The following is a 19366-nucleotide window of genomic DNA, read 5'->3' on the forward strand; positions in this document are numbered from 1 at the left end:
GGGGTGCCGGAGCCGCTGCGCTGGCTGGCCGGGCGGCTGGCGCTGGCGCTGCTGGTGATGTGGGGCGCGGCCACGGTGACCTTCGCCGGGCTGCTGCTCATCCCCGGCGACCCGGCGCGGGCGGTGGCGGGCGGGGTCGCGGCCACCGCCGCGCCGGAGGTGCTGGCCCGGATCCGCGCCGACTACGGCTTCGACGACCCGGTGCTGCTCCAGTACCTGCGCTTTCTCGGCCGGTTGTGCCGCGGCGACCTGGGCCGCTCGTACCAGCTGAACCAGCCGGTGCTGACGGTGGTGGCCGAGCAGGCGGGCGCCACGCTGGCACTCGCGCTCGGCGGGATGGTGCTCGGGTTGCTGCTCGCGCTCGCGGTCGCGGTCGCCACGGCGGGCAGGCCGCGGCCGCGCGCGGTGGCGCGGGTGGCGGAGTTCGGGGCGCTCTCGATGCCGACGTTCTGGATCGGGTTCCTGCTGCTGGCGCTCTTCTCCTTCCGCTGGCACGTGTTCCCGGTTCTGGGCAACGGCGGCCCGGCCGCGCTGGTGCTGCCCTGGATCACCCTCGCCATCGCCGTCGCCGGGGTGCTCTCCCAGGTGGCGCGGGACGGGATCGAGCAGGCGCTGGCGCAGCCGTTCGCGCTGACGGTGCGGGCGCGCGGCGCCACCGAGACCAGGGTGCGGCTGCACCACGCGCTGCGGCACGCGGCGCTGCCGGTGCTCACCATCTCGGGCTGGATGTTCGGCAACCTGCTCGGCGGGGTGGTGGTCGTCGAGACCGTCTTCGCCCGGCAGGGATTGGGCCAGGTGCTGGTGACGGCGGTGCGCGGCCGCGACTACCCGGTGGTGACCGGGCTGGTGGTGCTCACCGCCGCCGCCTTCTCGCTGATCGGGATCGCGCTGGACCAGCTGTACCGGATCGTCGACCCCCGGGTCGGGGCGGTGGTGCGGTGAGTACCGCGAGCGCGCTCGGCCGCGGCTCGGCGCGGCTGCCCGGTGCGGGGGTGCTGCTCGCCGGGGTGGTGCTGCTGCTGATCCTGCTGGCGGCGATGGCGCCGGGGCTGCTGGCCGGGTCACCGGAGGCCATCGACCCGGCGGTCACGCTGCGGCCGCCGAGCCTCGCGCACCCGTTCGGCACCGACTGGCTCGGCCGCGACGTCTACGCCAGGGTGGTGCACGGCACCGCGGCCACGCTGCTGGTCGGGGTCGGCTCGACGCTGGCGGCGAGCCTGGCCGGCGCGGTGTGGGGGCTGTTGGCGGCGCTGGGCGGCCCGGTGGCGGACCAGGTCGGCATGCGGCTCGCCGACGTCTTCCTCGCGTTCCCCGCGGTGCTGATGGCGCTGCTGGTGGTGGCCGTGCTCGGGCCGGGCACCGGGAATGTCGCGATCGCGGTGACGGTGGCGCTGGCCCCCGGCTTCGCCCGGATCGTGCGGATCCGGACGCACCTGGTGCGGCAGTTCGCGTACGTGCGGGCGGCGCTCGACCTCGGCATCGCGCCGGTCCGGGTGGTGCTGCGGCACGTGGCGCCGAATGTGCTGATCCCGCTCGGGGTGCTGGTGGTGATCAATATCGGCACCGCGATCATCATCGGCGCCTCGCTCAGCTTCCTCGGTCTCGGCGCGGAGTCGTCGGTGCCGGAGTGGGGCGCGCTGCTCGCGCAGTCCCGCAACTATCTCTCCGCGCAGTGGACGCTCGCGGTATTCCCCGGGCTCGCGGTGACGGTGACGGTGCTGGCCGTGAGCGTGCTCGGCCGTGCCCTGCGGGCCCGATCGGAGGGGGAATCGTGACCGAGCCGCTGCTCGAGGTGCGGAATCTGTCGGTGCGGTTCGGGGCGGGCGCGCCCGCGGTGCGCGACGTGGGGTTCGAGCTGGTGGCTGGGCGCTGCCTGGCGCTGGTCGGCGAGTCCGGGTCGGGCAAGAGCGTGGTGGCCCGCACCCTGCTCGGGCTGGCCGGCGACACCGCCGAGGTGCGCGCGGACGACCTGCGCTTCGACGGGATCGACCTGCGCGCGCTGCCGGGCAGGCAGTGGCGCCGGATCCGGGGCAGGCGCATCGGTTTCGTCCTGCAGGACGCGCTGACCTCGCTGGATCCGCTGCGCCGGATCGGGCACGAGGTGGCCGAGCCGCTGCTGATCCACGGGCTGGCGAAACCGGACGAGCTCGACGACGCGGTGCTCGATCTGCTGGCCGCCGCGGGCATCCCGGACCCGGACGACCGGCTGCTGCAGTACCCGCACGAGCTCTCCGGCGGGCTGCGGCAGCGGGTGCTCATCGCCTCCGCCGTCGCTGCCCGCCCGGAGCTGATCATCGCCGACGAGCCGACCACGGCGCTCGACGTCGGGGTGCAGGCGCAGATCCTGCGGCTGCTGGACGAGCGCAGGGCCGCGGGCAGCGCCGTGCTGCTGATCAGCCACGACCTCGCGGTGGTCGCGGGCAACGCCGACGAGGTGGCGGTGCTCTACGCCGGGGTGGTGGTGGAGCGCGGGCGCACCGCGGAGCTCTTCGCCGCGCCCGCGCACCCCTACACCGTCGAGCTGCTCGCCGCCGCGCCCCGGGTGGACGGCCCGGCCGAGCACCCCGCGCTCGCGCCGTGGGCGCCGCCCGCGACCTCGGGCTGCCCGTTCGCCACCCGCTGCCCGCTGGCCGAGGAGCGCTGCCGGACCGCGCTGCCCGCGCTCACCGAACTCGGCGACGGCCACGCCGCGCGCTGCCTGCACCCCGGCGAGCACCGGCCGCGCGCCCGGCTCGCTCCCCCGGCGGAGCCGGCCGCGCCGGACGGCCCGCCGCTGCTGGAGTTCCGGGCGGTGGGGCACGAGTACACGCTGCCCGGCGGCGCCGGGCGGCGCACGGTCGAGGACGTCTCGTTCACCCTCGCGCGCGGCGAAACCCTCGGGGTGGTCGGCGAATCCGGCTCCGGCAAGTCCACGATCGCCCGGCTCGCGCTGGCCCACCTGGCCCCGCGCGCGGGCACCGTGCACTTCGGCGGCGAGCCGTGGAGCGAGCGCACCGAACGCGCCCGCAGGCCGCTGCGGCCGCGAATCCAGCTCATCGACCAGGACCCGCTCAGCGCCTTCGACCCGCGCTGGAACGTCGGCCGGATCGTGGCCGAGGCGCTGCACCGGGAACGCTCCCCCGCGGCCCGGGTGGCGGCGCTGCTGGTGTCGGTGGGGCTGGATCCGGAGCTGGTGCGACGACGTCCGGCGCAGCTCTCCGGCGGGCAGCGGCAGCGGGTGGCGATCGCGCGGGCGCTGGCCGGCGAGCCGGAGCTGATCGTCGCCGACGAGCCGGTCTCCGCGCTCGACGTCACCATCCAGGCGCAGATCCTGGAGCTGTTCGACCGGATCCGGCGGGAGACCGGCACCGCGCTGCTCTTCATCTCGCACGATCTCGCGGTGGTGCGCAGGCTCTGCGGGCGGGTGCTGGTCACCCGGGACGGCCGGGTCGTCGAGGCCGGGCCGACCGAGCAGCTCTTCGCCGATCCGCGGCACCCCTACACCCGCCAGTTGCTGGCCGCCGTCCCGCGGGCGGCCGTTCCCCTCTCGAAAGGATTGTTGTGAGCGAACCATCGACCCCGCGCGTCGTCCTCGTGACCGGCGCGGCCTCCGGTATCGGCCGGGCCACCGCCGAGCTCTTCGCCGAGCGCGGCGAGCACGTCGTCGCCGTCGACGTCTCCGCGCGCGGGCTGGAATCGCTCGGCGACGGCATCGTCACCGTCGCCGGTGACGTCTCCGCCGAGGAGGTCAACCGGACGGCCGTGCAGACCGCGCTGGAGCGGTTCGGCAGGCTGGACACCGTCGTCCTGAACGCGGGCACCGGCGGCACCCCGCCGCTGGAGACCCCCGGCTCGGTGGAGTCGGCCGACCGGATCTTCGGCGTGAACCTGCGCGGCCCCATCCACGGCCTCAAGGCCGCGATCCCGGCGCTGCGCGAGACCCGCGGCTCGGCGATCTTCACCTCCTCGGTGGCCGGGCTGCGCGGCGACCCGGGCAACTGGGCCTACAACGCCTCCAAGGGCGCGCTGATCAACCTGGTGCGCGCCTTCGCCATCGACTACGCCGCGCAGGGCGTGCGGATCAACGCGCTCGCCCCCGGCCTCACCCGCACCGGCATCACCGCCAACGTGCACCGGGATCCGGCGCTGCTCGCCGTCATCGAGCGCCGGATCCCGCTCGGCCGCTTCGCCGAACCGAGCGAACAGGCCGAGGCCATCTGGTTCCTCGCCTCCCCCGCCGCCGGGTACATCACCGGCACCACGCTGGTCGTCGACGGCGGGCTGGACGCCAACCTCGGCATCCTGCCGCTGCCCGGCCAGGGTTTCTGAATTCCGCACCGCACGAGAAGGAGAGACGATTGAGCACCATCGCACAGACCAACAAGGATGTCGCGCGCCGCTTCTACCACGAGGTGATCACCGAGGGGCAGCTGCACCTGCTGGACGAGATCGTCGCCGACGACGGCACCGACAGCGCCGTCCCGGCCGGGAGCGTCAAGGGCCGCGGCGGCTTCGTCGAGCACATCACCTGGCTGCGCGCCAACGTCGAGAACGTCACCGCGACCGTCGTCGACACCGTGGCCGAGGACGACCGCGTCGTCGTCTACTGGACCATCGAGGGCACGCAGCGCGGTGAACTCTTCGGCGTGCCGGACACCGGGCGGCACTTCACCGGGTTCAGCATCAGCACCATCCGGTTCCGGGACGGGCGGATCGTGGAGTACTCGGTGCTGCCGGACCGGGCCGGGATCATCGCCCAGCTCGCGGGCTGAGCACCGACGGCGAGGGGCCTCCCGATTCGATCGGGAGGCCCCTCGCCGTGCGTCAGGACTCCAGCCGCAGCAGCCACTCCCGCACCGCGGCGGCGGTCGTCGGGCCGTGCTCCTCCAGCGCGGTGAAGTGGTCGCCGGGGATGTCGGCGGTGCCGTGCGGGACGGGCCAGTAGGCACGCCAGTCGCGGTCGCCGCCGACGGTGGTGCCCGGCAGCGCGTTCTCCGCGCGCAGCAGGTGGATCGGGGTCGCGATCGGGCCGGGGCGCCAGTCGGCGAAGATGCGGTTGTAGCTGCCCATGGTGGTGAGCCGGTCGTCCTGCACCGCGAGGTCGAAGCGGTCGACCCGCTCCAGCATCCCGCCGATCATCGAGCCGACCCACCACTCCATGCCCGGCTGGGTGGCGGCGTCGATCGGGTAGCTGTCCACCAGCACCAGCCCGCTCGGCGGCAGCCCCTCCGCCTCGAGCGCGGCGGCGACGGCGTGCGCGGCGCAGCCGCCCATCGAGCGGCCGAGCACGACGAAGGGCCGGTCCGGCGGGAGCGCGGCGCGCAGCCCGTCGACGCCGAGCCGGACCAGGGTCGCGATGGAGTCCGGCAGATCGTCGCTGCCGGCGGTGAAGCCGGGCCACGGGACCACGAAGAAGTCGCGCTCGCCGCGGAACTCCTGCGCCACCCGCGAGTACTCGTGCGGGCCGGAGATCGCGCTCAGCGCCGGGAAGGCGACGACGGCGGTCGGGGCGGGGCCGGTGGCGAGCCGGATCGGCGCCAGGGCGTGGCGTTCCCGCTCATCCGCAGGGAAGGTGGTGCGGGCGTGCGAGGCCGCGATCAGCAGCTGCGCGGCCTCGGCGTACTTGCCGCTCTCGTGGATGCGGCGGTGCAGGGCGGCGAGGCCCGTCGCGGCCGGTTTCTCCGGTGCCGTCGGAGCGTCGATCCGGGTGCCGAGGAAGGTGGCGACGGCCTCCGGGGTGGGGTGGTCGAAGGTGAGCGTGGCGGGCAGGCGCAGGCCGGTGGCCCTGGCCAGGCCGTTGCGGAGTTCGACGGCGCTCAGCGAGTCGAGGCCGAGTTCGACGAGGGCGCGGGCGGGTTCGATGGCGGCGGGGTCGGGGTGGGCCAGTGCGGCGCCGGTCTCGGCGCGGACCAGGTCGAGCAGGGCGCGCTGCCTGGCCTCGGGGTCGAGGCCAGCGAGTTCGGTGAGCGCCGAGTTCCGGTTGGGGCGGCGGGTGCCGGTCAGGGTGCGCAGTATCGGTGGGGTGGCGTCGGTTTCGGCGCGCCTGGTGAGCGCGGCGGTGTCGAAGCGGGCGGCGACCACGACCGGGAGGTCGCCGGCGAGGGCGGCGTCGAACAGAGTGGTCGCGAGGTCGGTGGGGAGCGAGCGGAGGCCGCCGCGGGCGATGCGGGCGCGGTCGGCGGGGGTGAGGTGGGCGGTGGTGCCGCTCGGCTGCTCCCACAGGCCCCAGGAGATCGAGGTCGCGGGGAGGCCGGTGGCGCGGCGGGCGGTGGCGATGGCGTCGAGTTCGGCGTTCGCCGCCGTGTAGGCGCTCTGGCCGGGGCCGCCGAGCAGGGCGGAGACCGAGGAGAAGAGGACGAATCGGGTGAGGGTCGGAAGCTCCGCGGTGAGTTCGTGCAGGTGCCTGGCTCCTTCGGCCTTCGGGGCGCGGACGGTGGTCAGCCGCTCCGGGGTGAGGTCGGCGAAGAGGGCGTCGTCGACCACGCCCGCGGCGTGCACCACCGTGGTGAGCGGGTGCGTCCGGGGGATCTCGGCGAGGGCGGCGGTGAGTTCGTCGCGGTTCGCGATGTCGGTGGCGCGCACCTGGACGGTGGCGCCTGCCGCCTCCAGCTCGGCGACGAGTTCGGGGGCGCCCGGGGTGGCGGCGCCGCGGCGGCCGAGCAGCAGCAGGTGCCGTACCCCGTGCGTGGTGACCAGGTGTTTGGTGATTTCGGCGCCGACGCCGCCCAGGGCACCGGTGATCAGTACGGTGCCCGCTGCGTCCCACTCCCCGGGTTCGGCGTCCGGGGCCCAGCGGTGCAGGCGGGGTACCAGGATCTCGCCGGTGCGGAGGGCGGTCTGCGGGTCCTCCGCGGTGGCGAGCGGGGGTAGTGCGGCGAGGGCGGCGAGGGATTCGTCGGTGCCGTCGAGGTCGGTGAGGATCAGGCGGCCGGGCTGTTCGGCCTGGATGGAGCGGACGAGGCCCCAGATCGCGGCCGCGGCGGGGTCGGGCCCGATGGCGGCGGGGTGCGGTGGGTCGGTCGCGGTGGGATCTGCCTGCTGCGTTGCGATCGCGGCATGGGTGGCGACGATCAGGGGCAGCGCTTCGAGGGCGGGGTCGGCGAGCCATTCGCGCAGGACGGGGATGGTCTGGTCGAGTGCGGTCGCGGTGAGGACGGCGGCGGTGGCGGCGGGGTGTTCGGTGGCGGTGGCCGGGCCGGACACCTCCTCGGCGCGGTGGCCGAGGGCGCGGAGCCGGGTGGCCGTCTCGTCGTCGTTCAGCACCAGGAAGGTGCCGGGGGCGGCGGCGGTCAGCGGGGCCGGGACCCAGACCGGCTCGTGGAGGGCGTCGCGCAGCTCCGAACGGGCGGAGCGCAGCTGGGCTGCGGAGACGCGGCGCGCGACCAGGCTGTCGATGGCCAGGACCGGGGTGCCGGTGGGGTCGGTGGCGTGCAGGGCGACGGTGTCCGGCGCGGTCTCGGCGATCCGCACGCGCAGGGCGGCGGCGCCTGCGCTGTGCATGCGAACCCCGTTCCAGGCGAACGGGAGCCGGTTCGTCCCCGCCGGGATGTCGGCGAGCGCGCGCAGGGCGGGCAGGTGCACGGCGGCGTCGAGCAGCGCGGGGTGCACGCCGAAGGCGGCGGCGCGGGCGCGCTCCGGCTCGGGGAGCTCGACCTCGACGAAGAGTTCGCCCGCCCGCTCCCAGGCCCGGCGCAGCCCCTGGAAGGCGGGGCCGTAGGCGAGGCCGGTGCCGAGCAGCTCCGGGTAGATGCCGGTGACGTCGACCTCGGTGGCGTCGGCGGGCGGCCAGGTGCGCAGGTCGGGGAAGGGATCGCCGGGCTCGGCGCCGAGCAGGGCGGTGGCGTGCCGGATCCACTCGCCGCCGGACGGGCGGGAGTGGATCCGCACCTCGGCGCCGGTCACGGTGACCTGGAGGTCGACCGGGTCGTCGCCGAGCACCAGCGGCGCCTCCACCAGGAGCTCGGCCACCCCCTCGGCACCGGTCTCGGTGGCTGCCCGGGCCGCCAGGTCGAGCAGCGCCGTGCCCGGCACGATGACGGTGCCGAGCACCGCGTGGTCGGCCAGCCACGGGTGGCTGCGCAGCGAGACCTGCCCGGTGAGCAGCGCGCCGTCACCGGATGCGAGGGTGACCGCGCCGGTGAGCAGCGGGTGGTCGATACCGGGGACGGTCCCGTGCGCCCGGCCCGCCTCCCGCTCCGCCCAGAAGCGGGTGCGCTGGAAGGCATAGGTGGGCAGCGGGATCCGCGGGGTCTCCGGGACGAGCCCGGTCCAGTCGACCGGGTGCCCCTGGGCGAAGGCGGTCGCGGCGGCGGTGAGCACGGTGCCGATCTCGTCGCGGCCGCGGCGCAGGACCGGCGCGACGACGGTGCCGGCACCGCGCAGCAGCGGGGTGAGGACGGCGTCGGCGCCGAGCTCGAGCACGGTGCCCGCGCCCTGTTCGCGCAGGGTGGCGACGGCGTCGGCGAAGCGGACGGTGCCGCGCAGGTGCCGCACCCAGTAGCCGGGGCCGGCCAGATCGGCGGCGGTGAGCACGGCGCCGGTGGCGTCCGAGACCAGGGTCGCCTCGGTGGGTTCGGTGCAGACCAGCTCGGCCACGACCTTCTCGAAGTCGGCGAGCACCGGCTCCATGAGCGGGGAGTGGAAGGCGTGCGAGACGGTGAGCCGCCTGGTGCGGCGGCCACGCTCGGCCAATCCGGCGGCGATGGCGAGCACCGGGGCCTCGGCGCCGGAGAGCACGACCGCGCGCGGGCCGTTCACCGCGGCCAGCGCGACCTCGGCGCGGTCCGGGTGCTGCTCCATGGCCCGGAGCAGCTCGGCCTCGGTGGCCTCGATCGCGACCATGGCGCCGCCGGGCGGTTGCTCGCCCATGAGCCTGCCGCGGGCGGCGACCAGGCGGGCGGCGTCGGCGAGCGAGAGCGCGCCCGCGACGTGCGCGGCGACGATGCCGCCGATGGAGTGGCCGGCGACGGTGTGGAAGTGGAGGCCCCGGGAGCGCAGGAGCCGGTACAGCGCGGTCTCGACCGCGAAGATCACGGCCTGGGTGTAGACCGTGGAGTCGATCAGCCCCTCGGTGCCCGGTGCGCCGAACGCCACGTCGCGGACCGAGTGCCCGGCCACCGGAGCGAGGTGCCGGTCCAGCAGCGCGACGGCTTCGTCGAACGGGGCGCGGAACTCAGGGAAGCGTTCGTACAGTGCGCTGCCCGCGCCCGCGCGCTGGCTGCCCTGTCCGGCGAAGACCGCCGCAAGGCCGCTGCCCGAGCGCGGGGCCGGGGTGATCACGCCCGGTGCGGGGCGGTCCTCCGCGACGGCGGTGAGGCCGGCGATCAGGGTTTCCCGGTCGGCGGCGAGCACGACGGCCCTGGTGTCGAACTCGACCCGGTGCCGGAGCAGGGTCGATGCCGTGGCATCGAGATCGGCTCCCGCCGAGACGAACTCGGCCAGCCGCGCCGCTTGAGCCGCCAGCCCGGCCCGGCCGACGCCGGACACCACGAACGGCCGTTCGCCGACCGGCGCCACCCCGTCAGAGCCCGGCGCCACCCCGTCGGTGCCCGGCACGACCCCGTGGGAACCCGGCGCGAACTCGCCATCGGGCGCGACGGGATCGAGCCCGATGGCGGGCGGGGCCTGTTCCAGGACGACGTGGGCATTGGTCCCCGACACCCCGAAGGCGGAGATCCCGGCGCGCCGGGGGCGCCCGGTCTCCGGCCAGGAGCGCCCCTCGGTGAGCAGCGCGACATGCCCGCTCGCCCAGTCGACCAGCGGGGACGGTGCCTCCAGGTGCAGCGAGGCAGGCAGCCACCCGCGCTCGAGCGCCTCCACCAGCTTCACCACCCCGGCGACGCCCGCGGCGGCCTGCGCGTGCCCGATATTCGACTTCAGCGACCCCAGGTACAGCGGCTCACCCCCGTCGCGCGATCCGTAGGTGGCGAGCAGCGCCTGCGCCTCGATGGGGTCGCCGAGCACGGTGCCGGTGCCGTGCGCCTCCACCGCGTCCACCTCGCCGACGCCGAGCCCGGCATCGCCGAGCGCCGCCAGGATCACCCGCTGCTGGGCGGGCCCGTTCGGCGCGGTGAGCCCGTTGGAGGCCCCGTCCTGGTTCACCGCGCTCCCCCTGATCACCGCGAGCACCGGGTGCCCCAGCCGCTGCGCATCCGAGAGGCGTTCCAGCAGAACGGCTCCCACACCCTCGGCCCATCCGGTGCCGTCCGCGCCCGCGGCGAAGGCCTTGCACCGGCCGTCGGTGGCGAGCCCGCGCTGCCGGGAGAACTCGGTGAACCCGATCGGCGTCGACATCACCGACGCCCCGCCCGCCACCCCGAGGTCGATCTCGCCCGAGCGCAGCGCCCGCACCGCCAGGTGCACGGCGACCAGCGACGACGAGCACGCCGTGTCCACGGTGACCGCGGGCCCCTCGAACCCGAAGGTGTAGGCGATCCGCCCGGAGACGACGCTGCCCAGGTTGTTGATGGCCAGGTACCCCTCCAGATCGTCGGGGATCGGGTCGAGCCGGGAGCCGTAGTCGTGCCCGGCCAGCCCGGCGTAGACGCCGGTCCGGCTGCCGCCGAACGCGTGCGGGTCGAGCCCGGCGCGTTCGAACGCCTCCCAGGTGGTGCGCAGCAGCAGCCGCTGCTGCGGGTCCATCGCGAGCGCCTCGCGGTGCGAGATGCCGAAGAAGTCCGGGTCGAAGTCGGCGACGCCGTCCAGGAAGCCGCCGTGCCTGGTGTAGGAGGTGCCGGGGCGGTCCGGGTCGGGGTCGTAGAGCGCGGCCAGATCCCAGCCGCGGTCGGCCGGGAACTCGCCGACGGCGTCGCCGCCCGCGGCCACCAGCTCCCACAGCTGCTCCGGGGATTCGATGCCGCCGGGCAGCAGGCAGGCGGTGCCGACGATCGCGATCGGCTCCCGCGTCTTGGCCTGCAGGTCGTCGAGGCGCTGCTGCAGCTTCTGCTCCTTGGCGATGGAGCGCTTGAGGTAATCGCGGAGTTTGGCTTCGGTTGCCATGCGTCAGGTCCTGTCTACCAGGTCGAACAGTTCGTCGTCGGTGGCGGAGTCGAGGTCGGCGGCCGGTCCGGCGGCGCCGTCGAGCCGGTCGGCGATGGCGCGCAGCCGCTCCGCGAGCGCGCCCGCCTCGCCGTTCACCTCGGTCAGCGCGGATTCCAGGGTGCGCAGCGCCGATTCGGCGTCGCGCGGTTCGGGTTCCCGGCCGTCCGGCAGGGCGGAGACCACGAATTCGGCGACCGCCTCCGGGGAGGGGTGGTCGAAGATGAGCGTGGCGGGCAACGCGAGGCCGGTGGCCGCGCGCAGCCGGTTGCGCAGGTCGACCGCGGTGAGCGAGTCGAGGCCGAGATCGCGGAAGGCGCGGGAGACCGCGACCTCGTCGCCGCTCGGGTGTTTGAGGACCGCCGCGGTCTCGTCCCGGACCAGCGAGAGCACGGCGGCGCGCCGGGCCGGGGTGTCCAGCCCGGTGAAGCGGTCGAGCGCGACCGGGGCGGCCGGTTCCGGGGTTACCGCGCGGGGTACGCGCTCGTCGCGGCGGGCGGCGGAGCGGTCGGCGTCGATCCAGTAGCGGGTGCGCTGGAATGCGTAGGTGGGCAGCTCGATCCGGTTGCCCCGCGCAGCATTCCACTCCACCGGGATGCCCCTGGTGTGCGCGGCGGCGAGCGAGGTGGTGAAGCGGGCGAGGCCGCCGTCGTCGCGGCGCAGGGTGCCGACGACGGCGGTGGCGGGAGCACCGGCCGCCTCCAGCGTCTCCTCGACGGTGGTCGCGAGCACCGGGTGCGGCCCGATCTCCACGAAGGCCCGGTAGCCCGCCTCGGCAAGGGCGCGGGTCGCCTGCTCGAAGCGGACCGTGCCGCGCAGGTTGTCGAACCAGTAGCCGCCGGTGAGCGCGGTGCCGTCGATCCAGTCGGCGGTCACCGTGGAGAGCAGCGGGATCGCCGACTCCCGCGGCCGCACCGGGGCGAGCGCGGTGGCCAGCTCGGCGCGCAGCGGCTCCACCGTCGGGGAGTGCGAGGCGTAGTCGACGGCGACCCTGCGGCTGCGCACGCCGTCGGCCGCCAGCCGGGCCAGGATCTCCTCCACGGCCGCGATCTCGCCGGAGAGCACCACCGAGCTCGGTGCGTTGACCACGGCGACCGCGACCCGGTCGGCCCACGGCTCGATCAGCTCGGCGGCCGCGGCGGCGGACAGCTGCACCGCGGCCATCGCGCCGGGACCGGCGGCCGCGGCGATGGCGCGGCTGCGCAGCGCGACCACGCGGGCGCCGTCCGCGATCGAGAGCGCGCCCGCGACGACGGCCGCGGCGATCTCGCCCTGCGAGTGCCCGACGACGGCATCCGGTTCGACGCCGTGCGCGCGCCACAGCGCGGCCAGCGCCACCATGACCGACCACAGCGCGGGCTGCACCACGTCGACCCGCTCGTCGTCGATCTCGGCCGTGCCGAGCAGCACCGGGAGCGGATCCCAGTCCACGTGCGGGGCGAGCGCCTCGGCGCACTCGGTGAGCCGGTCGGCGAAGACCGGGGCGGTACGGTACAGCTCGGCGGCCATGCCGCGCCACTGGCCGCCCTGGCCGGGGAAGACGAAGACGGTGCGCCCGGCCACGTCGGCGCTGCCGCGCGCGGCGTGCTCGGGGAGCGCGCCGCCCGCGGCGAGCGCCTCCAGTCCGGCGCGCAGTGCGGTGTCGTCGCCGACCAGCACCGCCCGCTCGGTCAGCGCGGCCCTGCCCTCGAGCAGGGTGCGCGCCACGTCGGCGGCGTTCACCTCGGGCCGGGAGCGCAGGTAGGTGGCGAGCGCCACCGCCTGGCCGCGCAGCGCTGCCGGGGTGTGCGCGGAGAGCACCCAGGGCAGCGGCCGCTCCTCCGGCAGCGGGCTCACGACACCGCCGCCGGGCGCGGCCGGCACCGAATCGGCGTCGGTCATCGTGCGCGCGGCTCCGCCGGTGGCCGTTCCCTGCCCGCTCCGGGCGGGCAGCTCCGGCGCCTGGGGCGGCTCCTCGATGATGACGTGCGCGTTCGTGCCGCTGACGCCGAAGGAGGAGATGCCCGCGCGGCGCGGGCGGGCACCCGGCTCCCACGGGACGGCGGCGGTGAGCAGCCGGACTCCCCCGTCCGACCAGTCCACGTGCGGCGTCGGCGCGTCGACGTGCAGGGTGCGCGGCAGGGTCCGATTCCGCAGCGCCAGGATCATCTTCGCGATCCCGGCGCCGCCCGCGGCCGCCTGGGTGTGCCCGACGTTGGACTTCAGCGACCCCAGCCACAGCGGCCGCTCCGGGTCCCGCCCGGCGCCGTAGGTGGCGATCACCGCCTGCGCCTCGATCGGGTCGCCGAGCGTGGTGCCGGTGCCGTGCGCCTCGACCGCGTCCACGTCGGCGGCGGTGAGCCCGGCATTGGCCAGCGCCTGCCGGATCACCCGCTGCTGCGCGGGGCCGTTCGGCGCGGTCAGCCCGCTGGAGGCGCCGTCCTGGTTCACCGCGGAGCCGCGGACCAGCGCGAGCACCGGATGCCCGGCGCGCCGCGCGGCGGAGAGCCGCTCGAGTACCAGGATGCTCACCCCCTCGGCCCAGCCGGTGCCGTCCGCGGCCGCCGCGAACGCCTTGCACCGCCCGTCGGGGGCGAGCGCCCGCTGCCGGGAGAACTCGACGAAGGTGGCCGGGCTCGACATCACCGCGACCCCGCCCGCCAGCGCCAGCTCGCTCTCCCCCGAGCGCAGCGACTGCGCGGCCAGGTGCAGCGCGACCAGCGAGGACGAGCAGGCGGTGTCCACGCTGATGGCGGGCCCCTCGAACCCGAACGTGTAGGAGATGCGGCCGCTGGCGATGCTGCCCGCGCTGCCGTTCACCAGGTACCCCTCCAGGTCGGGCGGCGCGTCCTGGAGGTGCGGGGCGTAGTCGTGGTACATGGTGCCCGCGAAGACGCCGGTCCGGCTGCCGCGCAGCGAGGTCGGGTCGATCCCGGCCCGTTCCAGCGCCTCCCAGGCGGTCTCCAGCAGCAGCCGCTGCTGCGGGTCGGTGGCGAGCGCCTCGCGCGGCGACATGCCGAAGGCGGCGGCGTCGAAATCGGCGGCGTCGGTGAGGAATCCGCCGTGCCTGGTGTACGAGGTGCCCGGGGTGGCCGGGTCGTCGTCGAAGAGCGCGGCCAGATCCCAGCCGCGGTCGTCCGGGAATTCGGCGACCGCGTCGCCGCCGGATTCCAGCAGCCGCCAGAGCGCCTCCGGGCTCGCGATCCCGCCGGGCAGCCGCAGCGCGACCCCGACGATGGCGATCGGGTCGTCGTCCCCGCTGCCGCGCTGCGCGGCGACCGCCCGCTCGCCGGTCCCGCCGCCGAGCAGTTGGTCGAGGAAGGCGGCGATGGCGTCCGGGGTGGGGTGGTCGAAGGTGAGCGTGGCCGGGAGTTTCAGCCCGGTGGCGGCGGCCAGGCGGTTGCGCAGCTCGACGGCGGTGAGCGAGTCGATGCCGAGCTCGGCGAGCCCGCGGTCGCCGCGGATGCCAGCGGGGTCCGGGTGGTCGAGCGCGGCGGCGGCCTCCCGGCGCACCAGCTCGAGCAGGGTCGTGCGGCGCTCGGCGGCGGGCAGCGCGGCCAGCCCCGAATCGTGCTGCGCCGCCGCTGCCTTCGCCCGGGTCCGGCGGACGAGGCCACGCAGGACCGGGGTGTCGGCGGTGCCGGTGAGCGCGAGCGGGGCCGGGATCAGCAGGGCCCGGTCCCGGTGGAAGACGGCGGCGTCGAAGAGCGCGAGCCCCTCCTCGGTGGCCAGCGCCCGGACGCCCTGGCGGGCCAGCCGGGCCCGGTCGGCGTCGGTGAGGTGCGCGGTGACGCCGGTCGTCTCGGCCCACAGCCCCCAGGCGAGCGAGGTGGCGGGCAGGCCGTCGGCGCGGCGCCGCGCGGCCAGCGCGTCCAGGCCGGTGTTGGCGGCGGCGTAGGCGGCCTGGCCCGCGGTGCCGAGGATGCCCGCGACGGAGGAGTAGAGGACGAAGGCGGCCAGGTCGTGGTCGCGGGTGAGCTCGTCGAGGTGCCCGGCGGCGGTGAGCTTGGGGGCGAGGACGGCGGCCAGCCGCTCCGGGGTCACCGCGTCGAGCACGCCGTCGTCGACGATGCCCGCGGTGTGCACGACCGCGGTGAGCGGGTGCTCCGGCGCGACGGCCGCGAGCAGCCTTGTGACGGCGTCCCGGTCGGTGACGTCGGCCGAGACCACCAGCACGGTCGCGCCGGCGGCGCGCAGCTCGGCCGCGAGTTCGGTGGCGCCGGGTGCTGCCGTTCCGCGGCGTCCGGCCAGCAGGAGGTGCCCGACGCCGTGCTCGGCGACCAGGTGCCTGGCGAGTGCCGCGCCGAGTCCGCCGGTACCGCCGGTGATCAACACGGTGCCGTCCGGGTTCCAGGCCCTGCCGTCGGCGGCAGCGGTGGAGCGGGCCAGGCGGGGCAGGTGGGCGGTGCCCGCGCGCAGCGCGAGTTGCGGCTCGCCGTCGAGCGCGGCGGCGATGGCGTGGTTCAGGACGGCGGCCGACGCGGCGGTGTCGTCGGTGTCGAGCAGGATGACCGCGCCCGGCCGCTCGGTCTGCGCGCTGCGGGCCAGCCCCCAGATCGGGGCGGCTTCCGGGTCCGGCCGGTCGTCGTCGAGCACGGCGACGGCGCCGTGCGTGAGCACGACCAGCGGGTGCTCGGGCTCGGCCTGCTGCAGGGCGGCGAGGGTCTCCGGCAGCGCCGCGTCCCAGATCCGGTGCCCGAGCGGGGTGACCGCGGGCAGCGGATGCTCCACCCAGCCGAGCTCGTACAGATCTGCCACCGCGGGTGCGGAGCCGGTGGCGGCGCGCAGGGTGAGCGCGTCGACGGTGAGCACCGGGCGGCCCGCGGTGTCGGTGGCGCGCAGCGCGGTGAGGCCGTCCGGGGCGGCGGTGAAGGTGACGCGCAGCGCGGTGGCGCCACCGGCGTGCACCCGGACGCCGGTCCAGGCGAACGGGATGCGCGGCGCGGTGAAGTCGCCGGTGAGCAGCGCGACCGGGTGCAGCGCGGCGTCGAAGAGCGCCGGGTGCACGGTGTAGCCGCCCGGCTCGCCGCCGGGCAGCGTGATCTCGGCGAAGATCGTGTCGCCGCGCTGCCACACGGCGGTGAGGCCGCGGAAGAGCGGGCCGTAGTCCAGCCCCGCGGCGCGCAGCCGGGCGTAGACCTCGGCCGGGTCGAGCGCGGAGGCGTCGGCGGGCGGCCAGGATTCCACGGTGGCCGACGATTCCGGCGGGGTGGGCGCGGAAACCCCCGGTGCCGGCGCGGAAGAGGCGGCGATCGACCGGGATTCGGTATTGCCGGTACCGCGCAGGGTGCCGGTGGCGTGCCGGGTCCACGGAACCTCCGGCCGGTCGGCCGGGCGGGAGTGGATCTCGACGGTGAACGCGTCGCCGGTGCGGCGGGCCTGCGCCTGCAGCTCCACCGCCGCCTCCGGCCGCAGTACCAGCGGCGCCTCGATGACGAGTTCGTCCACGGTGTCGGCGCCGACGGTGTCGGCCAGGTGCACCGCCAGCTCCACCAGCGCGGTGCCCGGCACGAACACCGCGCCCGCGACCACGTGCTCGGCCAGCCACGGGTGGCCGCGCAGCGAGAGCTGTCCGGTGGCGACCGCGCCGTCCCCGCCCGCCAGCGCGACGACCGCGCCGAGCAGCGGGTGCCCGCCGGCCACGCGCTGCCCGGATTCCACGGTGGCCCAGAACCGTTCCGCCCGGAAGGCGTAGGTGGGCAGCGGGGTGCGTGGGGCCTCGGGCACCACCGCGGCCCAGTCCACCCGGTGCCCGTGCGCGAAGACCGTCGCGGCCGCCCCCAGCACGGTCGTGACCTCGTCCCTTCCCTTGCGCGCGGTCGGCACCGCGGCGACCTCGTCCCCGAGCGTGGCCGCGACCAGCGGGGTCAGCACCGCACCGGCGCCTACCTCGACGAAGACCCCGGCCCCGGCCGCACGCGCGGTGCGCACGGCGTCGGCGAAGCGGACGGTGCCGCGCAGGTGCCCGGTCCAGTAGGCCGGATCGGCGAGCTCGGCCGCGGTGACCACCGCGCCGGTCGCGTCGGAGACCAGCACCGGCCCGGTCGGCTCGGCGAAGGTCAGCCCGGCGACGACCGCCGCGAACTCGGGCAGAACCGGATCCATCAGCGGCGAGTGGAAGCCGTGCGAGACGGCGAGACGGCGGGTCCGCCTGCCCGCCGCGGTGAATTCCGCGGCCAGCGCGAGCACCGGTTCCTCGGCGCCGGAGAGCACCACCGCGTGCGGGCCGTTCACCGCGGCCACCGCGACCCGCGCCTCACCGGCCAGCCGTTCCCGCACCTCGGCCTCGGTGGCCCGCACGGCCACCATCGCCCCGCCCGCGGGCAGCGCGCCCATGAGCCGGGCCCGCGCCGCGACCAGCCGGGCCGCATCGGGCAGCGTCAGCACCCCGGTGACATGCGCGGCGACGATCCCGCCGATGGAGTGCCCGGCCACCACGCCGATCTCGATCCCCCACGACTCCAGCAGCCGGTACAGCGCGGTCTCCACCGCGAAGATCACCGGCTGGGTGTACTCGGTGGCGTCGATCAGCCCCTCGGTCCCCGGCGCGCCGAAGGCGACAGCGCGAATGGAGTGCGCTGCGGCCAGTTCGGCGTCCAGCGGGGCGACGGCGGCGTCGAAGGCATCGCGGAACACCGGGAACCGCGCGTACAGCTCCGCGCCCGCCCCGGCGCGCTGGCTGCCCTGCCCGCCGAAGACCACCGCCACCGAGCCCGCGGCCGGCTGTGCGGGGCCGGTCACGACGCTCGCGGCCGAGGTCCCGCCGGACACCGCGGCCAGCCCAGCCCGCAGCCCGCCGTGATCGGCGGCAAGCACGACGGCCCGCGCCCGGAACCGCACCCGATCCCGGATGAGCGACGACGCCACCGAACCGAGCGGTGCGGCCTCGTCCAGGTGCGCGGCGAGCCGCGCGGCCTGCCCGCGCAGCGCCTCCGGAGTGGCGGCGGAGAGCACGAACGGGGCGACCCCCGTGAGTGGAACCGGTTCGGCTTCCGCGTTTTCCGGCGCCTGCTCGAGCACGACGTGCGCATTGGTCCCGGAGACCCCGAAGGCCGAGACCCCCGCCCGCCGCGGCCTGCCGGTCTCCGGCCAGTCCCTGATCTCGGTGAGCAGCCCGACCTGCCCGGACTCCCAGTCCACCAGCGGCGACGGCTCGTCCACGTGCAGCGTCGGCGGCAGCACGCCGCGCTCCAGCGCCAGCACCGCCTTGATCACCCCCGCCACCCCGGCGGCGGCCTGGGTGTGGCCGATATTGGACTTCACCGAGCCCAGCCACACCGGCGTCGCCCGGTCCCGGCCGTAGGTGGCGAGCAGCGCCTGCGCCTCGATCGGGTCGCCGAGCGCGGTTCCGGTGCCGTGCGCCTCGATCAGGTCGACGTCGCCGGTGGTCAGCCCGGCGTCGGCGAGCGCCTCCCGGATCACCCGCTGCTGGGCCGGGCCGTTGGGCGCGGTGAGGCCGTTGGAGGCGCCGTCCTGGTTCACCGCCGAGCCGCGCAGCACGGCGAGCACCCGGTGGCCGTGCCGCTGCGCGTCGGAGAGCCGCTCGACCAGCAGCACCCCGACACCCTCGGCCCAGCCGGTGCCGTCGGCGCCCGCCGCGAACGCCTTGCAGCGCCCGTCCACAGCGAGCCCGCGCTGCCGGGAGAACTCCACGAAGATGTCCGGCGCGGCGAGCACGGTCGCGCCGCCCGCCACCGCGAAGTCGATCTCGCCTGCCCGCAGCGCCCGCACCGCGAGGTGCAGCGCCACCAGTGAGGACGAGCAGGCGGTGTCGACGGTGAGCGCGGGCCCCTCGAAGCCGAAGGTGTAGGCGATCCGGCCGGAGAGCACGCTGGCCGCGGTCCCGGTGACCAGGTACCCCTCGACCGCGGCGGGCACCGGGCCCGGTCCGGTGACGTAGCTCTGGCCGTTGGTGCCGGTGTAGACGCCGGTGCGGCTGCCGCGCAGGGTGCGCGGGTCGATCCCGGCCCGCTCGAACGCCTCCCAGGTGGTGTGCAGCAGCAGCCGCTGCTGCGGGTCCATGGCGAGCGCCTCGCGGCGGGAGATGCCGAAGAAGTCCGGGTCGAAGTCGGCGACGCCGTCCAGGAAGCCGCCGCGGGTGGTGTAGGTGGTCCCGGTGTGCGCGGGGTCCGGGTGGTAGAGCGCGGCGGTGTCCCAGCCGCGGTCGGCCGGGAAGTCGCGCAGCGCGTCCCTGCCCTCGGCCAGCAGCTCCCAGAACTGCTCGGGGGTGTCGGCGCCGGGCAGGCGGAGCCCGGTCGCCACGATGGCGATGGGTTCACGGGCGGCGTCGGTGACCTCGCGCAGTTCCTCGCGGGTCTTGTAGAGTTCCGCGCTCACCCGCCGGAGCAGGTGCCGCATCGTGTCGTCGGAG

At 76.0% G+C, this 19366-nt stretch carries 7 protein-coding genes; 5 read left to right on the forward strand and 2 right to left on the reverse strand.

Annotation, left to right across the window (positions count from 1 at the left end; all coding sequences use genetic code 11):
• Positions 1-3 precede the first annotated feature (3 nt).
• Genes LTT61_RS03470 through LTT61_RS03490 form a run of 5 tightly spaced genes read left to right on the forward strand, consistent with a single transcriptional unit; the run spans position 4 to position 4751 of the window.
• Complete coding sequence (locus LTT61_RS03470; RefSeq protein WP_233018468.1) at positions 4-942, forward strand: ABC transporter permease; 939 nt, start codon at positions 4-6, stop codon at positions 940-942.
• Positions 939-1775, forward strand: coding sequence for an ABC transporter permease (locus tag LTT61_RS03475; protein WP_233018469.1), 837 nt, complete (start codon positions 939-941; stop codon positions 1773-1775). The genes LTT61_RS03470 and LTT61_RS03475 overlap by 4 nt, the downstream gene beginning before the upstream one ends.
• A complete protein-coding gene (locus LTT61_RS03480) occupies positions 1772-3544 on the forward strand; it encodes a dipeptide ABC transporter ATP-binding protein (RefSeq protein ID WP_233018470.1) in 1773 nt (590 codons plus the stop codon). The genes LTT61_RS03475 and LTT61_RS03480 overlap by 4 nt, the downstream gene beginning before the upstream one ends.
• Positions 3541-4308 carry an SDR family NAD(P)-dependent oxidoreductase gene (locus LTT61_RS03485; RefSeq protein ID WP_233018471.1) on the forward strand — a complete coding sequence of 256 codons (768 nt, stop codon included), beginning with the start codon at positions 3541-3543 and terminating at the stop codon, positions 4306-4308. Before LTT61_RS03480 ends, LTT61_RS03485 begins: the two co-directional genes overlap by 4 nt.
• A gap of 29 nt (positions 4309-4337) precedes the next feature.
• Positions 4338-4751: an ester cyclase gene (locus LTT61_RS03490; protein WP_233018472.1), complete on the forward strand. Its 414-nt coding sequence runs from the start codon at positions 4338-4340 to the stop codon at positions 4749-4751.
• Between the two features lie 52 nt (positions 4752-4803).
• Here the strand turns inward: LTT61_RS03490 and LTT61_RS03495 are convergent, their stop codons facing one another.
• Entirely contained in the window at positions 4804-10977 is a 6174-nt protein-coding gene (locus LTT61_RS03495) for a type I polyketide synthase (protein WP_233018473.1), read from the reverse strand.
• A gap of 3 nt (positions 10978-10980) precedes the next feature.
• Positions 10981-19353, reverse strand: a complete 8373-nt coding sequence (locus LTT61_RS03500; protein ID WP_420094850.1) for an SDR family NAD(P)-dependent oxidoreductase — start codon at positions 19351-19353, stop codon at positions 10981-10983.
• Between the last annotated feature and the right edge of the window lie 13 nt (positions 19354-19366).

Origin of the sequence: Nocardia asteroides, from assembly GCF_021183625.1 — a bacterium.
In the GTDB taxonomy this organism is placed as follows: domain Bacteria; phylum Actinomycetota; class Actinomycetes; order Mycobacteriales; family Mycobacteriaceae; genus Nocardia; species Nocardia asteroides_A.

What these genes read in the sequence shown, in the direction of transcription:
- LTT61_RS03495 (WP_233018473.1), bottom strand. Translation starts at nt 10,977, where the DNA reads ATGGCAACCGAAGCCAAACTCCGCGATTACCTCAAGCGCTCCATCGCC.
- LTT61_RS03500 (WP_420094850.1), bottom strand. Translation starts at nt 19,353, where the DNA reads ATGCGGCACCTGCTCCGGCGGGTGAGCGCGGAACTCTACAAGACCCGC.